The 18317-nt window shown below is 50.3% G+C and carries 20 protein-coding genes; 4 read left to right on the top strand and 16 right to left on the bottom strand.

Going from position 1 to position 18317, the window contains the following annotated elements; translation table 11 throughout:
• Positions 1-36: 36 nt before the first annotated feature.
• Both EV209_RS02060 and EV209_RS02065 read right to left on the bottom strand, forming a co-directional pair.
• Complete coding sequence (locus EV209_RS02060; protein WP_130432567.1) at positions 37-2265, bottom strand: thiamine pyrophosphate-dependent enzyme; 2229 nt, start codon at positions 2263-2265, stop codon at positions 37-39.
• Complete coding sequence (locus EV209_RS02065; RefSeq protein WP_130432569.1) at positions 2265-3359, bottom strand: 2-oxoacid:acceptor oxidoreductase family protein; 1095 nt, start codon at positions 3357-3359, stop codon at positions 2265-2267. The genes EV209_RS02060 and EV209_RS02065 overlap by 1 nt, the downstream gene beginning before the upstream one ends.
• Before the next feature lie 159 nt (positions 3360-3518).
• Between EV209_RS02065 and EV209_RS02070 the strand changes: the two genes are divergently transcribed.
• The 3 genes from EV209_RS02070 to EV209_RS02080 all read left to right on the top strand — a co-directional run bounded on the left by EV209_RS02070 (position 3519) and on the right by EV209_RS02080 (position 5644).
• Positions 3519-4079 (top strand): MntP/YtaF family protein, encoded by a 561-nt coding sequence (locus EV209_RS02070; protein ID WP_130432571.1) that lies wholly within the window; start codon positions 3519-3521, stop codon positions 4077-4079.
• Between the two features lie 102 nt (positions 4080-4181).
• On the top strand, positions 4182-4775 hold the full coding sequence (locus EV209_RS02075; protein WP_130432573.1) for a GNAT family N-acetyltransferase: 594 nt from the start codon (positions 4182-4184) through the stop codon (positions 4773-4775).
• A complete protein-coding gene (locus EV209_RS02080) occupies positions 4775-5644 on the top strand; it encodes a DNA-3-methyladenine glycosylase family protein (RefSeq protein WP_243647471.1) in 870 nt (289 codons plus the stop codon). Before EV209_RS02075 ends, EV209_RS02080 begins: the two co-directional genes overlap by 1 nt.
• 8 nt (positions 5645-5652) lie before the next feature.
• On the opposite strand, the gene EV209_RS02085 is transcribed toward EV209_RS02080, so the two are convergent.
• The 13 genes from EV209_RS02085 to EV209_RS16770 form a co-directional block, all read right to left on the bottom strand.
• Positions 5653-6087 (bottom strand): DUF3788 domain-containing protein, encoded by a 435-nt coding sequence (locus EV209_RS02085; protein ID WP_130432577.1) that lies wholly within the window; start codon positions 6085-6087, stop codon positions 5653-5655.
• On the bottom strand, positions 6084-6824 hold the full coding sequence (locus EV209_RS02090) for a class I SAM-dependent methyltransferase (protein ID WP_130432579.1): 741 nt from the start codon (positions 6822-6824) through the stop codon (positions 6084-6086). Before EV209_RS02090 ends, EV209_RS02085 begins: the two co-directional genes overlap by 4 nt.
• 56 nt (positions 6825-6880) lie before the next feature.
• Entirely contained in the window at positions 6881-7243 is a 363-nt protein-coding gene (gene lpdD / locus EV209_RS02095) for a prenylated flavin chaperone LpdD (protein ID WP_130432581.1), read from the bottom strand.
• Positions 7228-7800, bottom strand: a complete 573-nt coding sequence (locus tag EV209_RS02100; protein ID WP_130432583.1) for a UbiX family flavin prenyltransferase — start codon at positions 7798-7800, stop codon at positions 7228-7230. The genes lpdD and EV209_RS02100 overlap by 16 nt, the downstream gene beginning before the upstream one ends.
• 11 nt (positions 7801-7811) lie before the next feature.
• The gene (locus EV209_RS02105) at positions 7812-9275 is read right to left on the bottom strand and encodes a UbiD family decarboxylase (RefSeq protein WP_130432585.1); all 1464 of its coding nucleotides are present in this window, start codon (positions 9273-9275) and stop codon (positions 7812-7814) included.
• 96 nt (positions 9276-9371) lie between these two features.
• Positions 9372-10493, bottom strand: a complete 1122-nt coding sequence (gene vanT / locus EV209_RS02110; RefSeq protein WP_130432587.1) for a serine racemase VanT catalytic subunit — start codon at positions 10491-10493, stop codon at positions 9372-9374.
• Positions 10460-11533: an acyltransferase family protein gene (locus EV209_RS02115; protein ID WP_130432589.1), complete on the bottom strand. Its 1074-nt coding sequence runs from the start codon at positions 11531-11533 to the stop codon at positions 10460-10462. The genes vanT and EV209_RS02115 overlap by 34 nt, the downstream gene beginning before the upstream one ends.
• Positions 11530-12573 carry a D-alanine--D-serine ligase VanG gene (vanG, locus tag EV209_RS02120; protein ID WP_130434123.1) on the bottom strand — a complete coding sequence of 348 codons (1044 nt, stop codon included), beginning with the start codon at positions 12571-12573 and terminating at the stop codon, positions 11530-11532. The genes EV209_RS02115 and vanG overlap by 4 nt, the downstream gene beginning before the upstream one ends.
• Before the next feature lie 147 nt (positions 12574-12720).
• Positions 12721-13878: a sensor histidine kinase gene (locus tag EV209_RS02125; protein ID WP_243647472.1), complete on the bottom strand. Its 1158-nt coding sequence runs from the start codon at positions 13876-13878 to the stop codon at positions 12721-12723.
• A complete protein-coding gene (gene vanR, locus EV209_RS02130) occupies positions 13868-14563 on the bottom strand; it encodes a VanR-ABDEGLN family response regulator transcription factor (protein ID WP_130432591.1) in 696 nt (231 codons plus the stop codon). The genes EV209_RS02125 and vanR overlap by 11 nt, the downstream gene beginning before the upstream one ends.
• 78 nt (positions 14564-14641) lie before the next feature.
• The gene (locus EV209_RS02135; protein WP_130432593.1) at positions 14642-15082 is read right to left on the bottom strand and encodes a GGDEF domain-containing protein; all 441 of its coding nucleotides are present in this window, start codon (positions 15080-15082) and stop codon (positions 14642-14644) included.
• Positions 15073-16302: a cache domain-containing protein gene (locus EV209_RS02140; RefSeq protein ID WP_130432595.1), complete on the bottom strand. Its 1230-nt coding sequence runs from the start codon at positions 16300-16302 to the stop codon at positions 15073-15075. The genes EV209_RS02135 and EV209_RS02140 overlap by 10 nt, the downstream gene beginning before the upstream one ends.
• Before the next feature lie 124 nt (positions 16303-16426).
• The gene (locus tag EV209_RS16770; RefSeq protein ID WP_279387328.1) at positions 16427-16555 is read right to left on the bottom strand and encodes a hypothetical protein; all 129 of its coding nucleotides are present in this window, start codon (positions 16553-16555) and stop codon (positions 16427-16429) included.
• Positions 16556-16851: 296 nt separating this feature from the next.
• On the opposite strand from EV209_RS16770, the gene EV209_RS02145 reads away from it, so the two are divergent.
• Positions 16852-17769, top strand: a complete 918-nt coding sequence (locus EV209_RS02145) for an AraC family transcriptional regulator (RefSeq protein ID WP_130432597.1) — start codon at positions 16852-16854, stop codon at positions 17767-17769.
• 66 nt (positions 17770-17835) lie between these two features.
• Here the strand turns inward: EV209_RS02145 and EV209_RS02150 are convergent, their stop codons facing one another.
• Positions 17836-18306: a GNAT family N-acetyltransferase gene (locus tag EV209_RS02150; RefSeq protein ID WP_130432599.1), complete on the bottom strand. Its 471-nt coding sequence runs from the start codon at positions 18304-18306 to the stop codon at positions 17836-17838.
• Positions 18307-18317: the final 11 nt, after the last annotated feature.

An 18317-nucleotide genomic window follows, 5' to 3' on the forward strand; every position in this document is an offset into this window, starting at 1 on the left:
AATTGCCTTTCCTTTCAGCAGCAGCGCAGATCAATTTTATAATAATTCGCTGTCCGCCCTGGCCTTCAGCCGTGCCCAGCGCCGGTCCACTTCCTCCTGGATGCTATCCGTCACCTGCCTGTAGTCCTCCTCTGCCAGATGTCTGGTCCGCCCCATCATCCGAAACCACTCTGAAACTGGTATTTTTTTATTCCGTGCTTCCGGATCATAGTTCAGCGTGGTCACGCCGTTCTCAATCTCAAACAGGGGAAAGTAGCAGCTGTCCACCGCCGCGCCGATCACTCTGCGCTCTGTATTGGGTTTGTCGCCCCAGTTCAGCGGACAGGCTGAAAGTGCTTTGATATAGGCAGTCCCATATTTTGAGGCGTACTGCCCTGCCTTTGCTGCTTTTTTCAGAAAATCTGCAGGATTGGATTCCGCCACTGTAGCCACATAAGGAATATTGGATGCTGCCATAATCATGGGCATATCTTTATGAAAAAAGGTCTTTCCGTACTGTTCTTTTCCCAGGTGGGAGGTAGAGCTTTTCGCCCCCTTGGGCGTGGAGTAGGACAGCTGATAGCCAGTATTCATATAGCCGCCGTTGTCATATTCAAAAATAATCAGTTTGTCATTGCGAAGGGCTGTTCCAAGAGCTGAGCCCATCCCGATATCCATTCCGCCGTCCCCGCTGACCATAACGAAGGTAATTTCTTCATCAGGTATTTCTCCCCGCCTTCGTTTCTGGTGAAACGCCTCCGCCACGCCTGCCAGCGTTGCTGCCCCGTTCTGAAAGAGATTATGAAGATACGGAACCTTAAACGCAGTTTTCGGATAAGAGGTGGTCACGACCATGCCGCAGCCGGTCTGGAACAGGAGCACCACATTTCCCTGGATTCCCTTAAGCAGCAGGTTCACATTCACCGGAATTCCGCAGCCAGGACATGCTCCATGGCCAGGAGCAAGCCGCTTTGGCATGGCTGTGCTGTCACTGACTCTGCCGCCGCTCACTTTTATCCTGCCGGTCTCTTCGTCCCTATCACATTGAATATATCCGGGGGTTGCGTCTTCCTCCGTAATGGGGTTAAAGTACTGGGTGATCTCCAGGTCTTTCTGGCCCGGATAAATTCCCATATAGTCAAAGGTCTTAGAACCGGAGTCCAGACAGGCTTCAAACATCTCCAATGCATCTTTCACATAAAAATCCCTGCCGCCCAGGCCGTAGATACGGGTTAATATTTTCGCGCAGCATCCCCTGCTCTGCAGCGCTGCCTTCAGCTCCAGGGTCATATTTCCCCCGCCCGCGCCATAGCTGTCCTGCCGGTCCCCCACCAGTATTGTCTCCGCCCCTTTGCAGAGATCGTACAATTCCTCCGCAGGAAACGGCCTCAGCGCGTGCAGCGTTACCACCCCTGCCCGGATTCCGTTTTCCCGCATCCTGTCCGCTGCAATTTTAGCGGTCTGGAAGGAAGATCCCAGCAAAAACAGCAGGACCTGGGCTTCCTCACAACGGTAGCCTTCAGCCAGCTGATACTCCCTGCCGGAAATCTCCCCATATTCTCTGAAAACAGCCGGAATCTTTTCCCGCGCTGCTTCCATCGCGAGATGGAGCTGGTACTTATTGTTCAGAATGTCCGGTTCATTCATATAGGACCCGATGGACACCGGATTTTCCAAGTCCAGAACAGAATAATCCGCATCATAACTGCCGATAAAGTTCTGAACCGTCTGATCATTTTCAAATACCTGGCAGTTCTTTTTCTGATGGCTGGTAAAAAATCCGTCGAAGGCCACAATTACGGGCAGGCGCACCCCTTCCGCAATTTTCAGGGCGCAGAGGTTCATATCATAGACTGCCTGAGGGGTGTCTGCAAATAAAATGATCCAGCCGGTATTCAGCGTGTACATCACATCGCTGTGATCACCCTTGATGGACAGCGGCCCGGATACCGTACGGCAGGCCAGGTTCAGAACCATGGGAAATCTGGTCCCTGACTGCACCGGAAATTCTTCCAGCGCATAGAGCAGGCCGTTGGCGCTGGTGGCATTGAATACTCTGGCTCCTGCTGCAGAAGCTCCATAGCAGATCCCTGCCGCGCTGTGTTCCCCTTCCGCCGCGATCAGCGAGATGTCATGCTCCCCTTCCGCCTTCATCAGATCCAGAAATTCCGCAATCTGCGTGGAAGGCGTAATGGGATAGTAACCCATTACATGATAATTGATCTGCCGGGCAGCATAGGCAGCCAGCTCATTTCCGCTTTCAAACAACAGTTTCTGTTTCTCCATCAAACCAGCCCTCCATCAATTCTCCGCTCTTCCAGATAGGATTCTCCTGTCACCCAGGGATTTGCTCCGGCATCCTCGTATTCCATCTTGTCCACGATCAGATCCTTATTCCTCACGAACCATTCCTTTTCCGGATGCTCCCGTTCCTCTCCCTGGACCAGCGCATTAACCGGGCAGACATCCACACAGCGCAGACATCCCTTGCAGTGATAATAATCCAGCCCCGTATTCACCATGGCTTCCTTTCCTTTATAGATTCCTTTTCGGAACTGGAATACCATATCCGGGCATGTGGAATCGCAGAGCCCGCAGTTGATGCACCTGTCCTGAATGAACAGAGGGATATAGCCTTCTCTGGAAGGGGAGAGGTCATTAGAAACCGTGCTGCCGAAGCGGGGATTGACGCCGCCCAAAGGTGCGTTTTCATAGCCCCACTGATTTTGCGGCTCTTGATACGGTATCTTTTCATATTTTCCGTCCGGCTGAAAATCCGCCTCTTTTGCGGTTTCATAACCCCTCTTCACACCTTCCAGATTCCGCTCCAGCAAAGCCGGATATTTTTTACCCACAGTATCTTTCACCATCCGGTAAACCTGCTCCAACGGGATAAAACCTGACGCCTTTGCAATCGCGCCCAGCATTACCATATTGATTCTGCTTTTACTTTCCATCGCAATCTTCAGCGCATCCACCGCGTAAATTTTTCCTCCGTACAGCTTCAGCCTGTCCCGCACCTGCTCCGGACTGTCCGGGGAATTGACCACGACCTTTGTGCTTTCCTCCGCTCCGGCTGTGATGGAAAATTTCCCCGCCAGCGCTTCGTGAAAAATCCCCAGTATATGAGGCCTTTCTATGGGGCTGCTGATTCTGATCTCCTGTTCCGGCGGGCACCAGCGGATAAAAGCCTTGACCGGGCTCCCTCTTTTTTCAGATCCATAGCTGGAAAAGCTGGCGGCATTCAGCCCCAGATAAGTGGCGCCCAGCTCTCCTAAAAGCTTTCCGCACAGATTGGCGCCCAGCCCGCCGATGCTTTCCAGCCTGATTTCATAATAGCCTTCTTCATTTACACAGGGAAGTTCTGTTTTTCTTTCCATGTTCTCCCTCCAGGTAATATTTGACACAATCCAGTGTTTTTCAGGTTTATTATCTGCCTGCCTGTAAAAATTATGCAGAAAACTGGTACCAAAACAAGCTGGGAAAATATGATAAATTAAGGTGGTTTTTTCTTTGAAATGCTGAAAGGAAGTGTTTTTATGCAGCCACATTTGCTGGCTTCACTGATATTTGCTTTGTCTTCAAATGCCGACAGCCTGGTAGCAGGCATGGCTTACGGAATAAAAAAAATCCGGATTCTCTGGCTTTCCAATCTTCTGGTAGGCCTGATTTGTTTTTCAGGAACACTGGTATCCATGATTTTCGGCAGGAGCATTCTGCTGGCCGTCCCGGAAGGTTTTGCCGGATTTCTGGGCGGGGCCATCATTATTTTTATCGGCGCCTTTGGCCTGATCCGGTTATTGATACACCGGAACGGTGATGAAGTGGAGGAAGAATCCCTCCCTTCCCTCCGGATTCGGGAAACCCTCCTGCTGGGAGCAGCCCTGGCAGTCAACAATGTGGGGCTGGGCATCGGCGCCAGCATGTCCGGCCTCCCGGTGATCTCCACAGCATTCTGTTCCCTTTTTGCCAGCCTGGTTCTCCTGTATCTGGGCAACCTGCTGGGGCGTTCCCGGCTGGCAAGCCTGGTGGGGAAATACGCCGAACCGCTGGCAGATATACTGATGATCGGCCTCGGTCTGTTTGAAATTTTGTTCTGAAAACAGTAGACCTCCCGCCCGCTTTATGCTAAACTTTTCTGAACCGGATTGTTTATATCCAATGCGGAAAAGGTAGGATAAAACTGGCAGGAGGTCCGTCCCATGGATCATACAGACATAAAGATCCGGGCTGTTTCAGTCCTGGACGCAGAAGATTTGCTTCGCATTTATGCCCCATATGTTATAAAGACCGCGGTCACCTTTGAGTATGAGGCGCCCTCAGTGCAGGAATTCGCAAACCGCATCAGCCGGACGCTGGAAAAATATCCGTATATTGCCGCCTGCTGCGGAAAGGAAATCGTCGGATATGCCTATGCAGGGCCTTTCCAGCAGCGGCCCGCCTATGACTGGACTGCGGAAACCTCGATTTATGTTGATGAATCCCAAAAAGGGATGGGCATCGGAAAAAAATTATACCAGGCCCTGGAAAAGATTCTCTCCGCCCAGAACATCCTGAATGTCTGCGCCTGCATCGCTTATCCGCCAGCAGAGGATGAATTTCTCACCAAAAGCAGCGCAGCGTTCCATTTCCATATGGGCTACCGCTTTGTAGGGGAATTCCATCAATGCGGTTACAAATTCGGGCGCTGGTATAACATGGTCTGGATGGAAAAACATATCGGCCCCCATCCGGAACACCAGCCCCCGGTAATCGCATTTGATAAGATAAGGAATGATATCCCATGGCAGAACTAATGATAAAAAATTTTGATTTATCCCAGACCGCCTCGTCCGGACAGTGCTTCCGCATGCTGCCTGCCACAGAAACAGGCGTATACACAGCAGTCAGCGGCTGCAGATTTCTGAAGCTTGCCCAGATAGGCCAGTGTTTTCATTTCTTCTGTCCAGATGATGATATGCCTTTCTGGAATAATTATTTTGACCTGGATACAGATTATACCGCCTTCATTGATTCCATTGATCCCAAAGACGCCTACCTCCTTGCAGCGGCTGATTTTGGCAGCGGAATCCGCATACTTCGTCAGGACCCCTGGGAGATGATCATCACATTTATCATTTCCCAGCAAAAAACCATTCCGGCGATCCGCAGCCTTATAGAAACATTATGCCGCAGATACGGCTCGCCGCTGGCACAGGAGAACCAGCCTGAAAGCGCGGGATTTTTCTCTTTTCCTTCCCCGGAGCAGCTGAATCTCGCTTCTCTGGATGATCTGCTGGAACTGAAACTGGGTTACAGAGCCAAATATATTAAAAGCATCTGTACGGACGCCTGTTCCGGAAAGCTGAATCTGCAGTATCTGCACACTCTGAATCATACGGAAGCTATGGAATACCTGATGCAGTTTTCCGGCATTGGGGAAAAAGTAGCCAGCTGCATCTGTCTGTATGGGCTTCACCACATCAGCGCTTTTCCTGTGGATACCTGGATCAAAAAAATACTGCTGCGGGAATATGCTCCCGGCTGCAGGGCTGCAAAAAAAGTACCCGCCGCCAGATTCTATGAAACCCTGGTCCGGGAGTGTTTCTCCCGCTATCAGGGTTACGCAGGGGTGATGCAGCAGTACATGTTTTTTTATGAACGCAGCCGTTCCTCCCGGAAATAGTCCCAAAATTATTTCCGGACAGGCGGACGCATCCTGAGCAGGATCAGGTCTTCGGTATTCTTCATCATCTCCTCCGAGTCCACCGGGATCATCAGCCACCGGGAACCATTGAACAGCCTGGTGGCCTGGTACAATTCCCGGATTCTGGGGTGAAAAGACGCCATCTGCAGCTCCGCCGCCTCTGCCTCTTTCCTTCCCACGCATACCAGACAGGTGAAGGAGCCTTTTTCCGGGTACAGCGTGCACAGCGCCCTGCCGCTCTTTTTATACTTCACATTCCACCCCGGCGCTTCGGAACATCTGCTGTATTCTACCGCGGGCTGAACCCCGTAGGTCTTTTCCACAAAACCGCACAGCCCGTCCCACCAGGGGCTTTCCACATAAGAACTGATTGCGCTGAAATCCGGCTTCAGGTCTGCTGTATACTGTTCACTCCAATTCATTTTTTACCTCTCTTCTGCGCCGCCACAATCAGCATCATGGGACGTCTCATCTCGTCCCGCATCCCCGGAAGGTGCATCATCTGTTCCGGCGGCTGCGGCTCCACAACATTCTTCAGGTCAAATCCATTTAAGAGCAATGTATTTAAATAAGTAGTAAGGGTCCTGTGGTACTTCACCACATGTTCTCCCAAAAAAACCGCGTCCCGTTCTCCTTCATAATAATAGTTGTCTACCAGAAAATGCAGAATCCCGCCCTGGTCGTCATAAAACCAGTCCTGAGTCCCATATGCGGTAAAAACAGGGTGTTCCACAGAAAAAACAAACCATCCTCCCGGCGTTATCCAACTGCTGATTTTCTCTGCCAGCCCTTTAAAATCCCTTATATAGTGAAACGCCAGCGAACTGAGCACAATATCAAAGGAGCTTTCCGGAAAATCCAGATCCTCCATTGCAGCCCTGAGGTAAGTGACATTCTGACAGCTGTTTTTCTCTGCAGCGGCCTCCAGCATCTTTTCAGAGAGATCAACGCCCTGCACCTCTTCTGCTCCGTTCTCAGCAGCATATCTGCAATGCCATCCATAACCGCATCCCAGATCCAGAACCCGCTTTCCGGCAAAATCAGGCAGGACCTTCTGCAGTTCCGACCATTCCCCCGCGCCTTCCAGCCCCTGCCTGGAACGGGCCATCTGCCCGTATTTTTGGAAAAATGCCTCATCATCATATTTATTTTGCTTCATCCCGAAACCCTCCTGTCATCATGCTAGCCGTTTCTGCCAGCCAGCGGCGGAGGAAATCATACAGACCCCCCGATTTCTTCCACCGCCATTATCACTTCTCTGATCTGCGCCTCTGTGATCCCATCCTCATGAAATCCTCCGCAGCACACTGTCACCGCGTTCTTCTTTCTGCAGACTGTCTCCGCCAGAAAACGGCAGAGACGTTCATCCTTATGCCCCGTCACATTGAGCACAGAAGAAGTAACGCTGAGGCTGCCGTCTCCTGTCAGGGAAGGGCGCGGAACTGCAAGCACCGTGCAGCCAATATGCGGACTGTGGCCGCCGGACAATAAAACGGCCCAATCACCGCCCAGCCTTTCCAGGCGGACCGTCAGCCTGGAAAAAGACAATTCTCTTTCAAAAATCATATCCCCTGCCATCTTCGATACCCCTCTGCCTCTATTCCGAAATGCTCCAGCAGCTTTGCCGCGATATGGTCTGTCATCTCCTCTATGGTCTTGGGCTTATGGTAAAATGTCATCATCGGCGGGACAATATGCACGCCCGGAATCATGGACAGTTCCTGCATGTTGCGCAGATGGATGGGACTCAGAGGCGTTTCCCTGACAGCCAGCACCAACGTGCGCTGCTCTTTCATGGTCACATCCGCTGCCCGCTGGATCAGATTCTCCCCATAGCCGGAATGAATTCCGGCCAGGGTTTTCATGCTGCAGGGCACAATTAACATACCTTTTGTAGGAAAGGTGCCGCTGGCCGGACCCGCCCCGGTCTGATCTTCCTGCAGCACCTTATCCGCCAGAGGATAGATCTCCTCCGCGCGCAGGCCAGTCTCCTGCTCCAGGGTCAGCCTGGCGCTGCGGCTCATCACCAGGCAGGACTCATACTTACCATTCTGCCTGATCAGCTCCAGGCACCTTACCAGGATGGGCATGCCGCTGGCTCCGGTGGCGCCTACAATAATTTTCTGTTTATCCAAAGCATATCTCCTCAGTTCATCCAACGTTCCGGATCAGTTTCCATGAAACGCGCCCGACGGAATCTGTCTTTCAGTGCAAAGGGGACGGTGCAGTCAAACACCGTCTTGCAGGCTATGCCTCTGTCCCTGATTGAAGCGGAATAAACCGGGTCATTGGACGGGTCCAGAGGATGGCAGCGGACACCGGGTATGGTTATAATATCCTGATCTCCCTGGAACCTGGTATTCATGGCCCAAAGCACATCATTCATATCAAAGCAATCCACATCCTCGTCCACCAGAAAGATATGTTTTAATTCACTGAAAGCAGAAAATGCCAGCAGCGCCGCCTGTCTCTGCCTCCCTTCATCACTGGCGGACAGCTTTTGAAACTGCAGCACAGCCATATATTTTCCGCCTCCCGCGGAAGCGCAGTACACGTTTTTCAGCCTCCCTGGCATGGCCTTTTCCACCATCCCATATATGCTGGCTTCCGTGGGGATTCCCGCCATGGACACATGCTCCTCACTGGGGCCGATGCACGTCTGCATAATGGGATTTTCCCGGTGGGTGACTGCTTTTACTTTGATCAGACGGCATTGGTCGCTAGCCGGCCCGGTGTAGCCGGGAAACTCCGGCATTGCATAGCCTGTATGGCTGTTCTGATCCTCTTTTACCCGGACGCCGGGCAGGATTTCACCTTCAATCACATATTCTGCATTGGCGATGGCCCGCTCGTTTACAGTCAGACATTGGCACAGTTCAACCGGTTCTCCCCGCAGCGCTCCGGCTACAGCCAGCTCATCATAACCCAAAGGCGTTGTAGGAGGCTCAAAGCAGGAACCGATCTCAATCGCCGGGTCCACGCCGATGCTGATGGAAATGGGAAGCGTCCGCCCCAGTTCCTCTGCCCGTTCTGCCATAGCGCCGATATGCCTGGCTCCCGGAGTAAAGAAAATTGACAATTCATCTTTCCCCTGTATGCAGAGCCTGTGGATAGTCACATCGGAAAGCCCTGTATCCGGATGAGTGGCATAGCACATCCCCAATGTAATATAAGGCCCTGCGTCATCCGGCGTATTGGTGGGCGCAGGCACCAGTTTATTCAGGTCAAAATCCGCATCTTCGGCCCTGTGCACCACCTGCTGGCAAAGGGCAGCTCCCTGGGTCAGCACCGGAGGCACCGGCTTGTCCACGCTCCTGTACAGCTTTTTGCCCAGCTCCTCCGGCGCGCAGTCCAGAAGCGCTGCCACTCTCTTCCTGCTGGCCAGCAGTCCGATCATCACTCTGGCGCCGGGATGCCCCTTCACATGATTAAATATCATGGCCGGGCCCTCTTTTGTCGGCCGCATCACTGTTCCGCCTGCGCCGACATAGCGGTAAACGCCTGAAAGCTCTGCCCTGGGGTCCACCTCCACATCCGTCCGGGTCAGCTGTCCCGGCATCTCCTCCAGCCGCTTTATCGCAGAACGCAGATCATTAATTTTTTCTGACATCTCTCATTTCTCCTCCTGACAGCGCTTATTCACGCCGAAAAACTGATTCTTCTATTTTATCATAAATTCTGATAAACACAAGCCTCAGCCGGAAGACTATTCTGTCAGAACTCTTTCCGGCCGGCTTCCCAGCCGGCTCAATATTTCATTGGAAATAGTGCCTGCATCCGCCGCCATCTCTGCGGCAGTGATTTCTTCGCTGCCGGAGCTTCCGATCAGCACTGCCTCGTCTCCTGCCGCTGCTCCGGGCGCACAGGAGACATCAATTAGCAGCTGGTCCATACACACTCTCCCAACCACCGGCGCTCTTACGCCTCTCACCAGCACTGCGCCTTTCCCTGACAGGCTGCGGGGAATTCCGTCCCCATAGCCAATGGAAACAGCCGCAATCCGCATTTCCTCCGGAGCCGTATATGCCAGGCCATAGCCCGCGGGCTCTCCCGGATGCAGATGCTTTACGCACTCTAATCTGGATTTCAGCGACAGTACAGGCCGCAAATCCGGCTGCACAGCCGTACGGTCCTCCGGGGAGCTAAACGTCCCGTAAAGAGCAATTCCCACCCTGGCATAATCAAATTGCAGATCCGGATAATTCAGCAAACCGTAGCTTCCCTGCAGATGTGTCTCAAAATGATGGATTCCATTGCTTCTGAGTGTTTGGATTACACCGCAGAATCTTTGAATCTGCCTGCAGGTAAATGCCTTTTCGGCTTCTGTACGCCCGTCCGCCGCACAGAGGTGGGAAAACACCCCTGTAATTTCCAAATGGTCCAGACTCCATATCTTTAAAATATTTTCTATATCTTCACTGCGTTCACCCAATCGCCGCATTCCTGTATCAATTCCCACATGGACCTTCACTGGTTTTCCATACCGGCTGAGCCGGCAGGCATACGGGAAATCTACTACAGTCTGGGTAAGCCGGTTCCTGCACAGTTCCGGGAACAGCTCCGGGTGGGTGTACCCCAAGACCAGAATCTGTCCGGAAAACCCTGCGCGGCGCAGCTGAATCCCTTCTTCCGCCGAAGCCACGCAGCAGTCCCTGATGCCCAGATTCTGCAGCAGCAGTCCGATCTGCACCGCTCCATGCCCATAGGCGTTTGCTTTCAGCGCAGGCATCAGCCTGCACCGGGCAGGAAGAATCTTTTGAATTTCTTCCACATTATGTGCCAGCCTGTTCCGGCTCAGTTCAATCCATGCCCTTCCTTTTTCATACATACTATTTTCCTCTTTTCCCAAAAAATCTGCAGGATCCATGCTCCGGACAGTGACAGCAGACACACAGTCAAATACTGGATCAGCGTATTTTCCACCAACAGCCAGGCAAGGCCCGCAGCTTTCGCCAGGCCCCGCAGCAGGATCAGCGCCATGGGATGAATGAGATAGACCAGCATGGACCCGTTTCGCAGCCAGCCAGGCGCTTTCTGTTTCGACTCAAGCAATATCTGATAGAAAAAATACAGAAACGGGACCAGGAACAGGTACATGCTGTTATGCCGCTGAATTCCCAGATAATAAGTCAGCAGGCCTTCTATCAGCATCAAAAGTAAAGAAATCGCCGCCCCTGCCCTGCAACATATCTTTGAACAGCGGAACTCCGGCACGGCCGCCGCAACACCCATAAACAAAAACAAAGGGGCATAGAATATTCCATTTCTCGTATAGCTGCTGACTGTAAAAATTCCTTCATATACCGTTTTCAGGGCAGGGATTTTTTCTGCAAGTCCGTAATAACTGTCTCCCAACAGCCCCACTATATAAGCGGCTCCGCAATATATAACAGCTCCTTTTATTGATTTCCGGAGAAGCAGCAGGAGCAGAACGCTGCCTGCGGCCACAGCCGGAAAATACCAGAGATGGTAAAACGTGCCGTCAAAGAAAATATTTTTCAGGAATTCTCCCGCCCCAGAAGGAAAATTTCCAGCATAGATGCTGACAGGAAGATAACAAAGAGAGGCCGCCAGGTACAGCAGCAAACTTTTCCGCAGGAACCGGCGCAGGCGGGCTTTCTGACGGAACCCGCTGAAAACACAGGGCGCCAGGACAAAATATCCTGTTGTCATCAGAAAAAAGGGGACAGCGATCCTTCCCAGGCAGCAGCTGAATAAATAATCCGCCGGTTTACTCCAGCAGGTGAACGGACCGGTATGAATGGCAACCACAAGAAACGCGGCTGCCAGACGGAAGTTATCAATTCCTCCATAATTTTCTACATCTGAAGCGGCTTTTTGTCCATGAATTTCCATCATGGTCATCATTCCATTTCCAGCAGGCGGCTTACGCTCTCTTCCAAAGACAGCCCGGCCGCTTCCAGCATATTGGGAAAGCGGCTGTGCGCGGTAAAACCGGGGATGGTATTCACCTCATTAAAGTAAATCTCTCCTGATTGTGTTAAAAACATGTCCACCCGCGCAAAGCACCGGCAGCCCAGCAGGCGGTAGAGCCGCAGGGCCGTGCGTTTGATCTCCTCTGCTTTTTTTGCCGGAATCCGCGCCGGGACATGGATCCTGGAAGATTTCAGCGTATATTTCTCCGTATAATCAAAGAAACCGTCGGACAGTTCTATCTCATCAACCGCGCCGGTAAACAGAGTATCCGTACCCAGAACCGCGCAGCCCACTTCAAAGCCCTCGATCATCTCTTCCAGCATTACAGCCGAATCATGGCGGAAAGCATTTTCTATCGCCTGATGCAGGCCCATTTCCTCTGAAACCTTTGCGATCCCAAAAGAGGATCCGGAACGCACCGGCTTCACAAACAGCGGATAGCCCAGCATTCCTGCTGCTTCCATGGCTCTTTGCAGGCTGTATCCTTTTTTCAGCGTCACCGACCTGGCAGTTCTGATCCCTTCAGCTGCCGCAATGCGGTGGGCCGCTTCCTTGTCCATGCAGAGAGCTGAAGAGAGCAGCCCGCAGCCGATCACCGGTATTCCCGCCAGTTCCAGGACCCCCTGTACAGTCCCGTCCTCTCCATTTTTTCCATGCAGCACAGGAAAGGCCGCATCCAGGGATAGAATATTAACTCTGCCCTTTTCCATACAGCACAGGCCATGCAGAGATTTATCTGTACATGGATATACCGGCAGGCACACTCCTTTCTGCTTCCAGCAGTCCTCCGAAATCCATTCCGTTTCTCCCTGATACCAGTACCATTGTCCTGTTTCCCTGTCTATTCCGATCAGAAACAGATCATATTGTTCTGTATTTATGCATTGGATCACTGAAGCGGCGGATTGCAGAGAGACGCCATACTCAGTTGAATTGCCTCCAAAAAGCACTGCAATTTTCCTTCCCATTATTTTGCTTCCTCCCTTCATTTCATAGCAGCCCTTTCCCAGAAAAGGAAAATGGACAGCCTCTGTTTGATATTCTACTAAACAGAGGCTGTCCGCGCTTTAATATTCTGTTGTGAAATTCCTAAGAAACAGCTAAGGAATTTTAAATCTTCATTGTACCTGGCCCGCCGGAAGGGTCACTTGAAAGGTTGTGATCCCTTCTCTGCTCTCTGCCGTAATCGTTCCTCCGTGGAGAGTCACAATTTCTTTTGCAATCGCCAGACCCAGGCCTGCGCCTCCTGTATTGGTGGCCCTGGCTTCATCCAGCCGGAAGAACTTATCAAAAATTGCGTTCAGCTTCTGTTCCGGAATCGTTTTTCCCGCATTGCTGAATGAGATCCCTATGTCCTGGCCGGCACTTTCTGCCCGCACCACAATGGCGGTGTCCGGCTCGCTGTATGCAATGGCGTTTTTCAAAATATTATTAAATACCCTGGCAAGTTTAGCCGGGTCTCCCCATAATTTCAAATCCTCCGCAGACTCCAGCACCACCTCGTTGCCATGATCCTGCAGAAGGGGGTAAAATTCATCTGTCATCTGTACCAGCATATAATACAGATCAATCTGTTCTTTTTCCAAATCAATCTGCTGGAGATTATATCTGGTAATATCAAAAAACTCGTTGATGAGCTTTTCCAGACGCAGGGCCTTGTCCAGCGTAATTTTCATGTACTTTGTTTTTTGGGCCGCAGGCATGTCCGGCGCTTCATCCATTAGGCTCAGATATCCGATGACAGATGTGAGGGGCGTCTTCAGGTCGTGAGCCAGATAAGCGATCAAGTCATTTTTCCTGGCTGTCTCTTCTTTCATAATCTGCTCGTGGCGCTGCATGGTGGACTTCACTTCCGCCAGCTCCGCAGACAATTCAGCATACTCTTTTGGAAATACCTCCGCAGCTTCGGTCTCACCTGACATATAGCGGTGCACCATACCGCTGGCGGCAGTTATTGTCTTTTTCATTCTGGCTTTCGAAGAAACAAAAGAGGCGGTAAATACAATCAGCAGCCAGGCAACAATATTTACGCACAATACCGTCAGCAAAAGGATTTTTACCTTATACCAGGCCGGTTCCCGGACGATAATCTTCGTTCCCTGTCCGCTGTAGTCAGGATTATGGGTGACCATAAAATACTTATCAAACCAGTCCAGAAACGAACCATTCCAGACATAATCAAACAGATAGTAGAGGCCAAAGCATAATGCGATGCCCAGCGCGCAGGCGGCAATCACCCGGGCTGCTTTTATCAGATGTTTGACATTAATTTTCAATTTTGTATCCGCACCCCCAGACAGTCTTGATATATTTGGGCTCTTCAAATGAATCTCCCATTTTTTCTCTCAGATGGCGGATATGTACTGTAATGGTATTGTTGCTTTTGCTGAAATATTCGTCTCCCCAGATCTGATGGAACAGCTCTTCGGAACTGACCACCCTGCCTTTCTGCTGGCAAAGAATCGTGAGGATGGAAAATTCAGTGGGAGTCAGGTTCAGCGGCTTTTCATTCAGCGTACATTCATGGGTTCTGATATCCAGGGTCAGTCCCGCGTGGACGATCACATCCTCCTCTGTACCAGCTCCCGTATTGTACCTTTTATATCGCCTCAGCTGCGCCTTCACTCTCGCCACCAGCTCCAACGGCAGAAAAGGTTTTGTGATATAATCGTCAGCCCCCAGCATCAGCCCGGTTATTTTATCCACTTCTTCTCCCTTTGCAGTCAGCATGATTACGGGATAGCAGTACTGTTCCCGGATTTTCTGGCAGAGCTGGAGGCCGCTCATTCCCGGCAGCATCACGTCCAGCAGCGCCAGATCCAGTTTCTCATTCTGAATACATTCCAAAGCCGCAGCAGCGCTGTAGCATTTATATACGATAAAATTCTCATTTTCAAGATAAAGGGCTACCAAGTCCGCAATTTCCTGTTCATCATCTACGATCATGATTTTATCTGGCATAATATTCGCTCCTTTCTTAACTGAGTCTATTTTATCGCATAAAACTTTAAGAAATGTAGCGTTTTCACTAAGATTTTATTAAGATTTCACTATATTGCCGTCTGAATCTATCTCCACAATGAGATGCCCCTTCTTGCCGTGATTCTTAATCTGATACATCGCATCGTCCGCCGCCTGCACCACCTGTTCCGGTCCGGCGGGACAGGCGCCATGCTGTGAAAAATCCACTATAACAGCTCCGATACAGCAGGTAACCGGTACCTGGGCACCATTGCCCCGGATTACAAACCGCTTCCGGGCCTCCTCTTCCAGACGGGTCAGATGCTGGTCCAGCTCCTGGACAACCTCCCTGTCCTCCACTACAGCAAGGAATTCATCGCCTCCCACACGGCCGACAGTACCTCCTGTCTTCCTGGCCAGAAGGGAAGAAAAAAACATCAGCACCTGGTCTCCCACACTATGGCCATATTGGGTGTTAAAGGCTTTAAAATCGTCAATATCCACAAACATCACAGCCATTGTCCCGCCATTTTGACGGCAGTCTTTGATGGTTTTTGCAAATATTGGCTGATTCTCTCTTTATTCATAACCTTTGTCAGCGCATCCTGCCCTGCTTTCTCCTGCAGAAATCTCTGCCGCTGGGTTTTGTACAGATCCTCTGTTTCAATAAAATTAATCAGCTCATTGATCTCCTCCGCCAAAATTCCCAGCTCATCCATCCGCTCAACTTCCACCCGGAGGGAATAATCCTGTTTCTTCTGAATCGCCTTAAGCGTGCCGGAAATCTTCTGGACCGGACGCACGATTCGCTTTGAAGCAAACCATCCGATCCACAGGGCCAATGCCGCGCACAACAATGACAGGATACCGGCCAGCGCTACATAAATAATACGTTCCGCCCGGTAGGTATCCATATTCACTGTCAGTAAAATGCGCCATTCCGTATACTCTGCATCAGAATAGTATGTAATATAATTCGTTCCTCCCACCCGGTATTGGAAACTGCCCTGTGGATTTTTCTCAAAATCTATGGCACTGTATTTCCGGTTATAATCCTCCCTGTCTTTCGCCTCAGTAACAAAATCTTCCCGCGCCTCGTCAGATGTTCCCGCGCTGATGATCTGCCCGTTCCCGTCCAGCAGATAAAACGTAGATTCATTCCACAATTTTGCGCGCTCCCGCATCTCGCCGTAAAAATCCAGATTCAACTCTCCCACAGCGTATCCCAGCAGTACGCCGTATTCTTCTATCCGGGCGATCTCCACAATGGTTTTCTCCCCGCGGCTGTTTTTCAGGACATCAGATATATAAAACTGCCTGTCTCCCATATCTTCTATCACTGATCCGATGCCATTTTCCGCGAACTCCCTGTGATCCGCATCGCTGGAAGCCACAACACGATTTTCCCGGTCAATTAAAGCAATCTCTTTAATATTATCAGTCAGGTTCACATATGACAGCAGTATGTTATCCAGATACCTGACGCCATCTTCTCCCAGACCGCCTTTCATTGCCTCTCTGGACACATCCATCGTTCCCATCAGAGTCAAATACTCCTTCTGCTGCTCACAAAAACTGCTCATTTCAGTGATCTGAGCGTCTGCAACCACTCGGAGGCTTTCCGTAATCACACGTTCCAGCCTGCCGGAATAAATCTGTATAATCACCACACTAAACAGCAAAAAGGGGAGCACCACCAGCGTAAACACTACCCGGTACAAAGAGCCGCGAATTTTCATCTAATTTTATCCTCCAGAGAATACAGCCTTTTTTGTATTCTGCATCTAACTTAACACAAAAACACAATAACTTCAAGGCTTCTATTCCGGCGCCTTTCTCTGAAGTCCCCCGACAGCCATTTCATTAATATATATCCGCCTTCAGCTCATGAAAATATACTGCTGCCAGAACAATCAATCCAATGAATACTCCGGCCGCCGCTGTCCCAAACGTATTCCAGGGCGCTCTGGTGATTTCAGTATATCCAATCATCAATATACCGCCAAAAACTGCAGAAAATACAATAAGTCCACGAGGCCTCCTTTCCTAGTACTTATCTTGATGATTCAGCCTCCTGAAAACCTTTTCAGTAGTAATTCGTTTCAGGCAGGAAAAGTTTCGCTAAAACAAAAAAATTAAAGCAGCTGTGTATTTTGAAAAACTTCTGCATAGCATTGATGGAAATTACATACTGATGTGAGAAACGACCTGAAAAGGGCATTGATGAACAAGCAAGCAGTTTTTCTATCGTGTATAATTAGTATATCATGAGAATTGGAGGTTTTACTATGTATGCATGGGAAGCTATACAAAAAGTGTTGGATTACATCGAAGAAAATTTGGCGCAAGACCATTCGCCCGAAGAACTGTCAAAGGTTGCGGCCCTTTCGCCCTTTTACTTTCAGCGGTTGTTTGCCCGCCTTGTGAAACGCCCGGTAAACGCGTATACTAAAATGCGCAGGTTGGCAAGGGCATGTGAAGCGCTGGAAGATAAGAGCAGGCGCATACTGGATATTGCCCTCGATTATGGATTTAACAGCCACGGACATTTTACAAAATCATTTAAACGTGCGTTCGGAATGACGCCGGAGGAATACCGGAATAATCCTGTTCATCTTAATCGGATTATGAAGCCTGATTTATTGCTTGGCTATACAATGATTGACGAAAATGTGCCACTTATAACGGACAGCATTGTTATAGAAATCACCCGCCGAAAACTAGACATGCCGGAAACATATATCGGGGTCTCCAACAAAGTTTCCGTTGAGCAGGCGAGCTTTGGGGAATCCACCGGAATAAGCGGGCCGGGACAGATTTGGGAAGATTTTCACGGGCGAAAGAACTGCCTTACTTGTTTTTTGCCAAACGGCGCAGAATTAGGTGCGTCAATGATGAGCAAAGAAAACGACGGGACATTTATTTACTTTGCAGGTGCCGCTGCAAACAGCAACGCGCCTGTTCCAAATGGATTAACAATTTGGGAATTACCTGCCGGAGAATACGCCGTATGCCAGTTTGAAGCCGAAAGCTTCGCGGAACTTCGGGCTTCTGCCATTGATAAGGCATTAAAGTATCTTCTTGAAACATGGCTTCCAGGACATCATCTTCAAATTCAGCCCTTTTCTGCAGAAAAGTATACCAGCGTAACCGCTTCCCCTGCAAGCATGGAAATATGGGTTTTACTCATATCAGCAACTGAGTAAGAAAGCAGATGATTAGGAGCTAGTGATTCGTCAAACCTATATTTCCATTCTGGCCTTACCTGCTGTTCAAGGCAAAAGTTTTACATAAATCTCTTTTTCCGTGTCAAACGCAAAGCCGCAGGACAGCAGCAAACCGCAGGACGCCTTGTTTTCCGGCTCTGGCTGCACCACAATTCTTTTGGCGTCAGAATGGAGGGAAATCCTGTCTATCAAGTCCGCCACAACCAATTTGCCAAAGCCTTTACGGAGGAAGCCGGCTTCCCCAATCATGTAGTCAATGCTGTAAGAGCCGCCCAACGCAGTGTAGCCTCCCCAAAGCTCATCGCTGTCATCGCAGGCGTAATACTGGCAAAAGCCGATGGGCTGTCCTTCATGCTCCACAATGAAGTGGTGAATCCAACAAAATGCTCCGTCCTGCTCCTCGACTTCGTCAATCCAGTCCAGCGGGTCGTGGTACCACTTGGCAACGTGCGGCGTATACAGCCATTTCTTGAAAACGGGCAAATCCGTCTGTTCCATTTTTCTAAGTCTGATCATTATCTTTATTC

It is taken from the genome of Cuneatibacter caecimuris, assembly GCF_004216775.1.
Lineage (GTDB): Bacteria > Bacillota > Clostridia > Lachnospirales > Lachnospiraceae > Cuneatibacter > Cuneatibacter caecimuris.

Bases quoted from the DNA above. Each gene is read 5' to 3' on its own strand.
- EV209_RS02060 (WP_130432567.1), bottom strand. From the start codon at position 2,265: ATGGAGAAACAGAAACTGTTGTTTGAAAGCGGAAATGAGCTGGCTGCC.
- EV209_RS02065 (WP_130432569.1), bottom strand. From the start codon at position 3,359: ATGGAAAGAAAAACAGAACTTCCCTGTGTAAATGAAGAAGGCTATTAT.
- EV209_RS02070 (WP_130432571.1), top strand. From the start codon at position 3,519: ATGCAGCCACATTTGCTGGCTTCACTGATATTTGCTTTGTCTTCAAAT.
- EV209_RS02075 (WP_130432573.1), top strand. From the start codon at position 4,182: ATGGATCATACAGACATAAAGATCCGGGCTGTTTCAGTCCTGGACGCA.
- EV209_RS02080 (WP_243647471.1), top strand. From the start codon at position 4,775: ATGATAAAAAATTTTGATTTATCCCAGACCGCCTCGTCCGGACAGTGC.
- EV209_RS02085 (WP_130432577.1), bottom strand. From the start codon at position 6,087: ATGAATTGGAGTGAACAGTATACAGCAGACCTGAAGCCGGATTTCAGC.
- EV209_RS02090 (WP_130432579.1), bottom strand. From the start codon at position 6,824: ATGAAGCAAAATAAATATGATGATGAGGCATTTTTCCAAAAATACGGG.
- lpdD (WP_130432581.1), bottom strand. From the start codon at position 7,243: ATGGCAGGGGATATGATTTTTGAAAGAGAATTGTCTTTTTCCAGGCTG.
- EV209_RS02105 (WP_130432585.1), bottom strand. From the start codon at position 9,275: ATGTCAGAAAAAATTAATGATCTGCGTTCTGCGATAAAGCGGCTGGAG.
- vanT (WP_130432587.1), bottom strand. From the start codon at position 10,493: ATGTATGAAAAAGGAAGGGCATGGATTGAACTGAGCCGGAACAGGCTG.
- EV209_RS02115 (WP_130432589.1), bottom strand. From the start codon at position 11,533: ATGATGACCATGATGGAAATTCATGGACAAAAAGCCGCTTCAGATGTA.
- vanR (WP_130432591.1), bottom strand. From the start codon at position 14,563: ATGCCAGATAAAATCATGATCGTAGATGATGAACAGGAAATTGCGGAC.
- EV209_RS02135 (WP_130432593.1), bottom strand. From the start codon at position 15,082: ATGGCTGTGATGTTTGTGGATATTGACGATTTTAAAGCCTTTAACACC.
- EV209_RS02140 (WP_130432595.1), bottom strand. From the start codon at position 16,302: ATGAAAATTCGCGGCTCTTTGTACCGGGTAGTGTTTACGCTGGTGGTG.
- EV209_RS16770 (WP_279387328.1), bottom strand. From the start codon at position 16,555: ATGATTGGATATACTGAAATCACCAGAGCGCCCTGGAATACGTTTGGG.
- EV209_RS02145 (WP_130432597.1), top strand. From the start codon at position 16,852: ATGTATGCATGGGAAGCTATACAAAAAGTGTTGGATTACATCGAAGAA.
- EV209_RS02150 (WP_130432599.1), bottom strand. From the start codon at position 18,306: ATGATCAGACTTAGAAAAATGGAACAGACGGATTTGCCCGTTTTCAAG.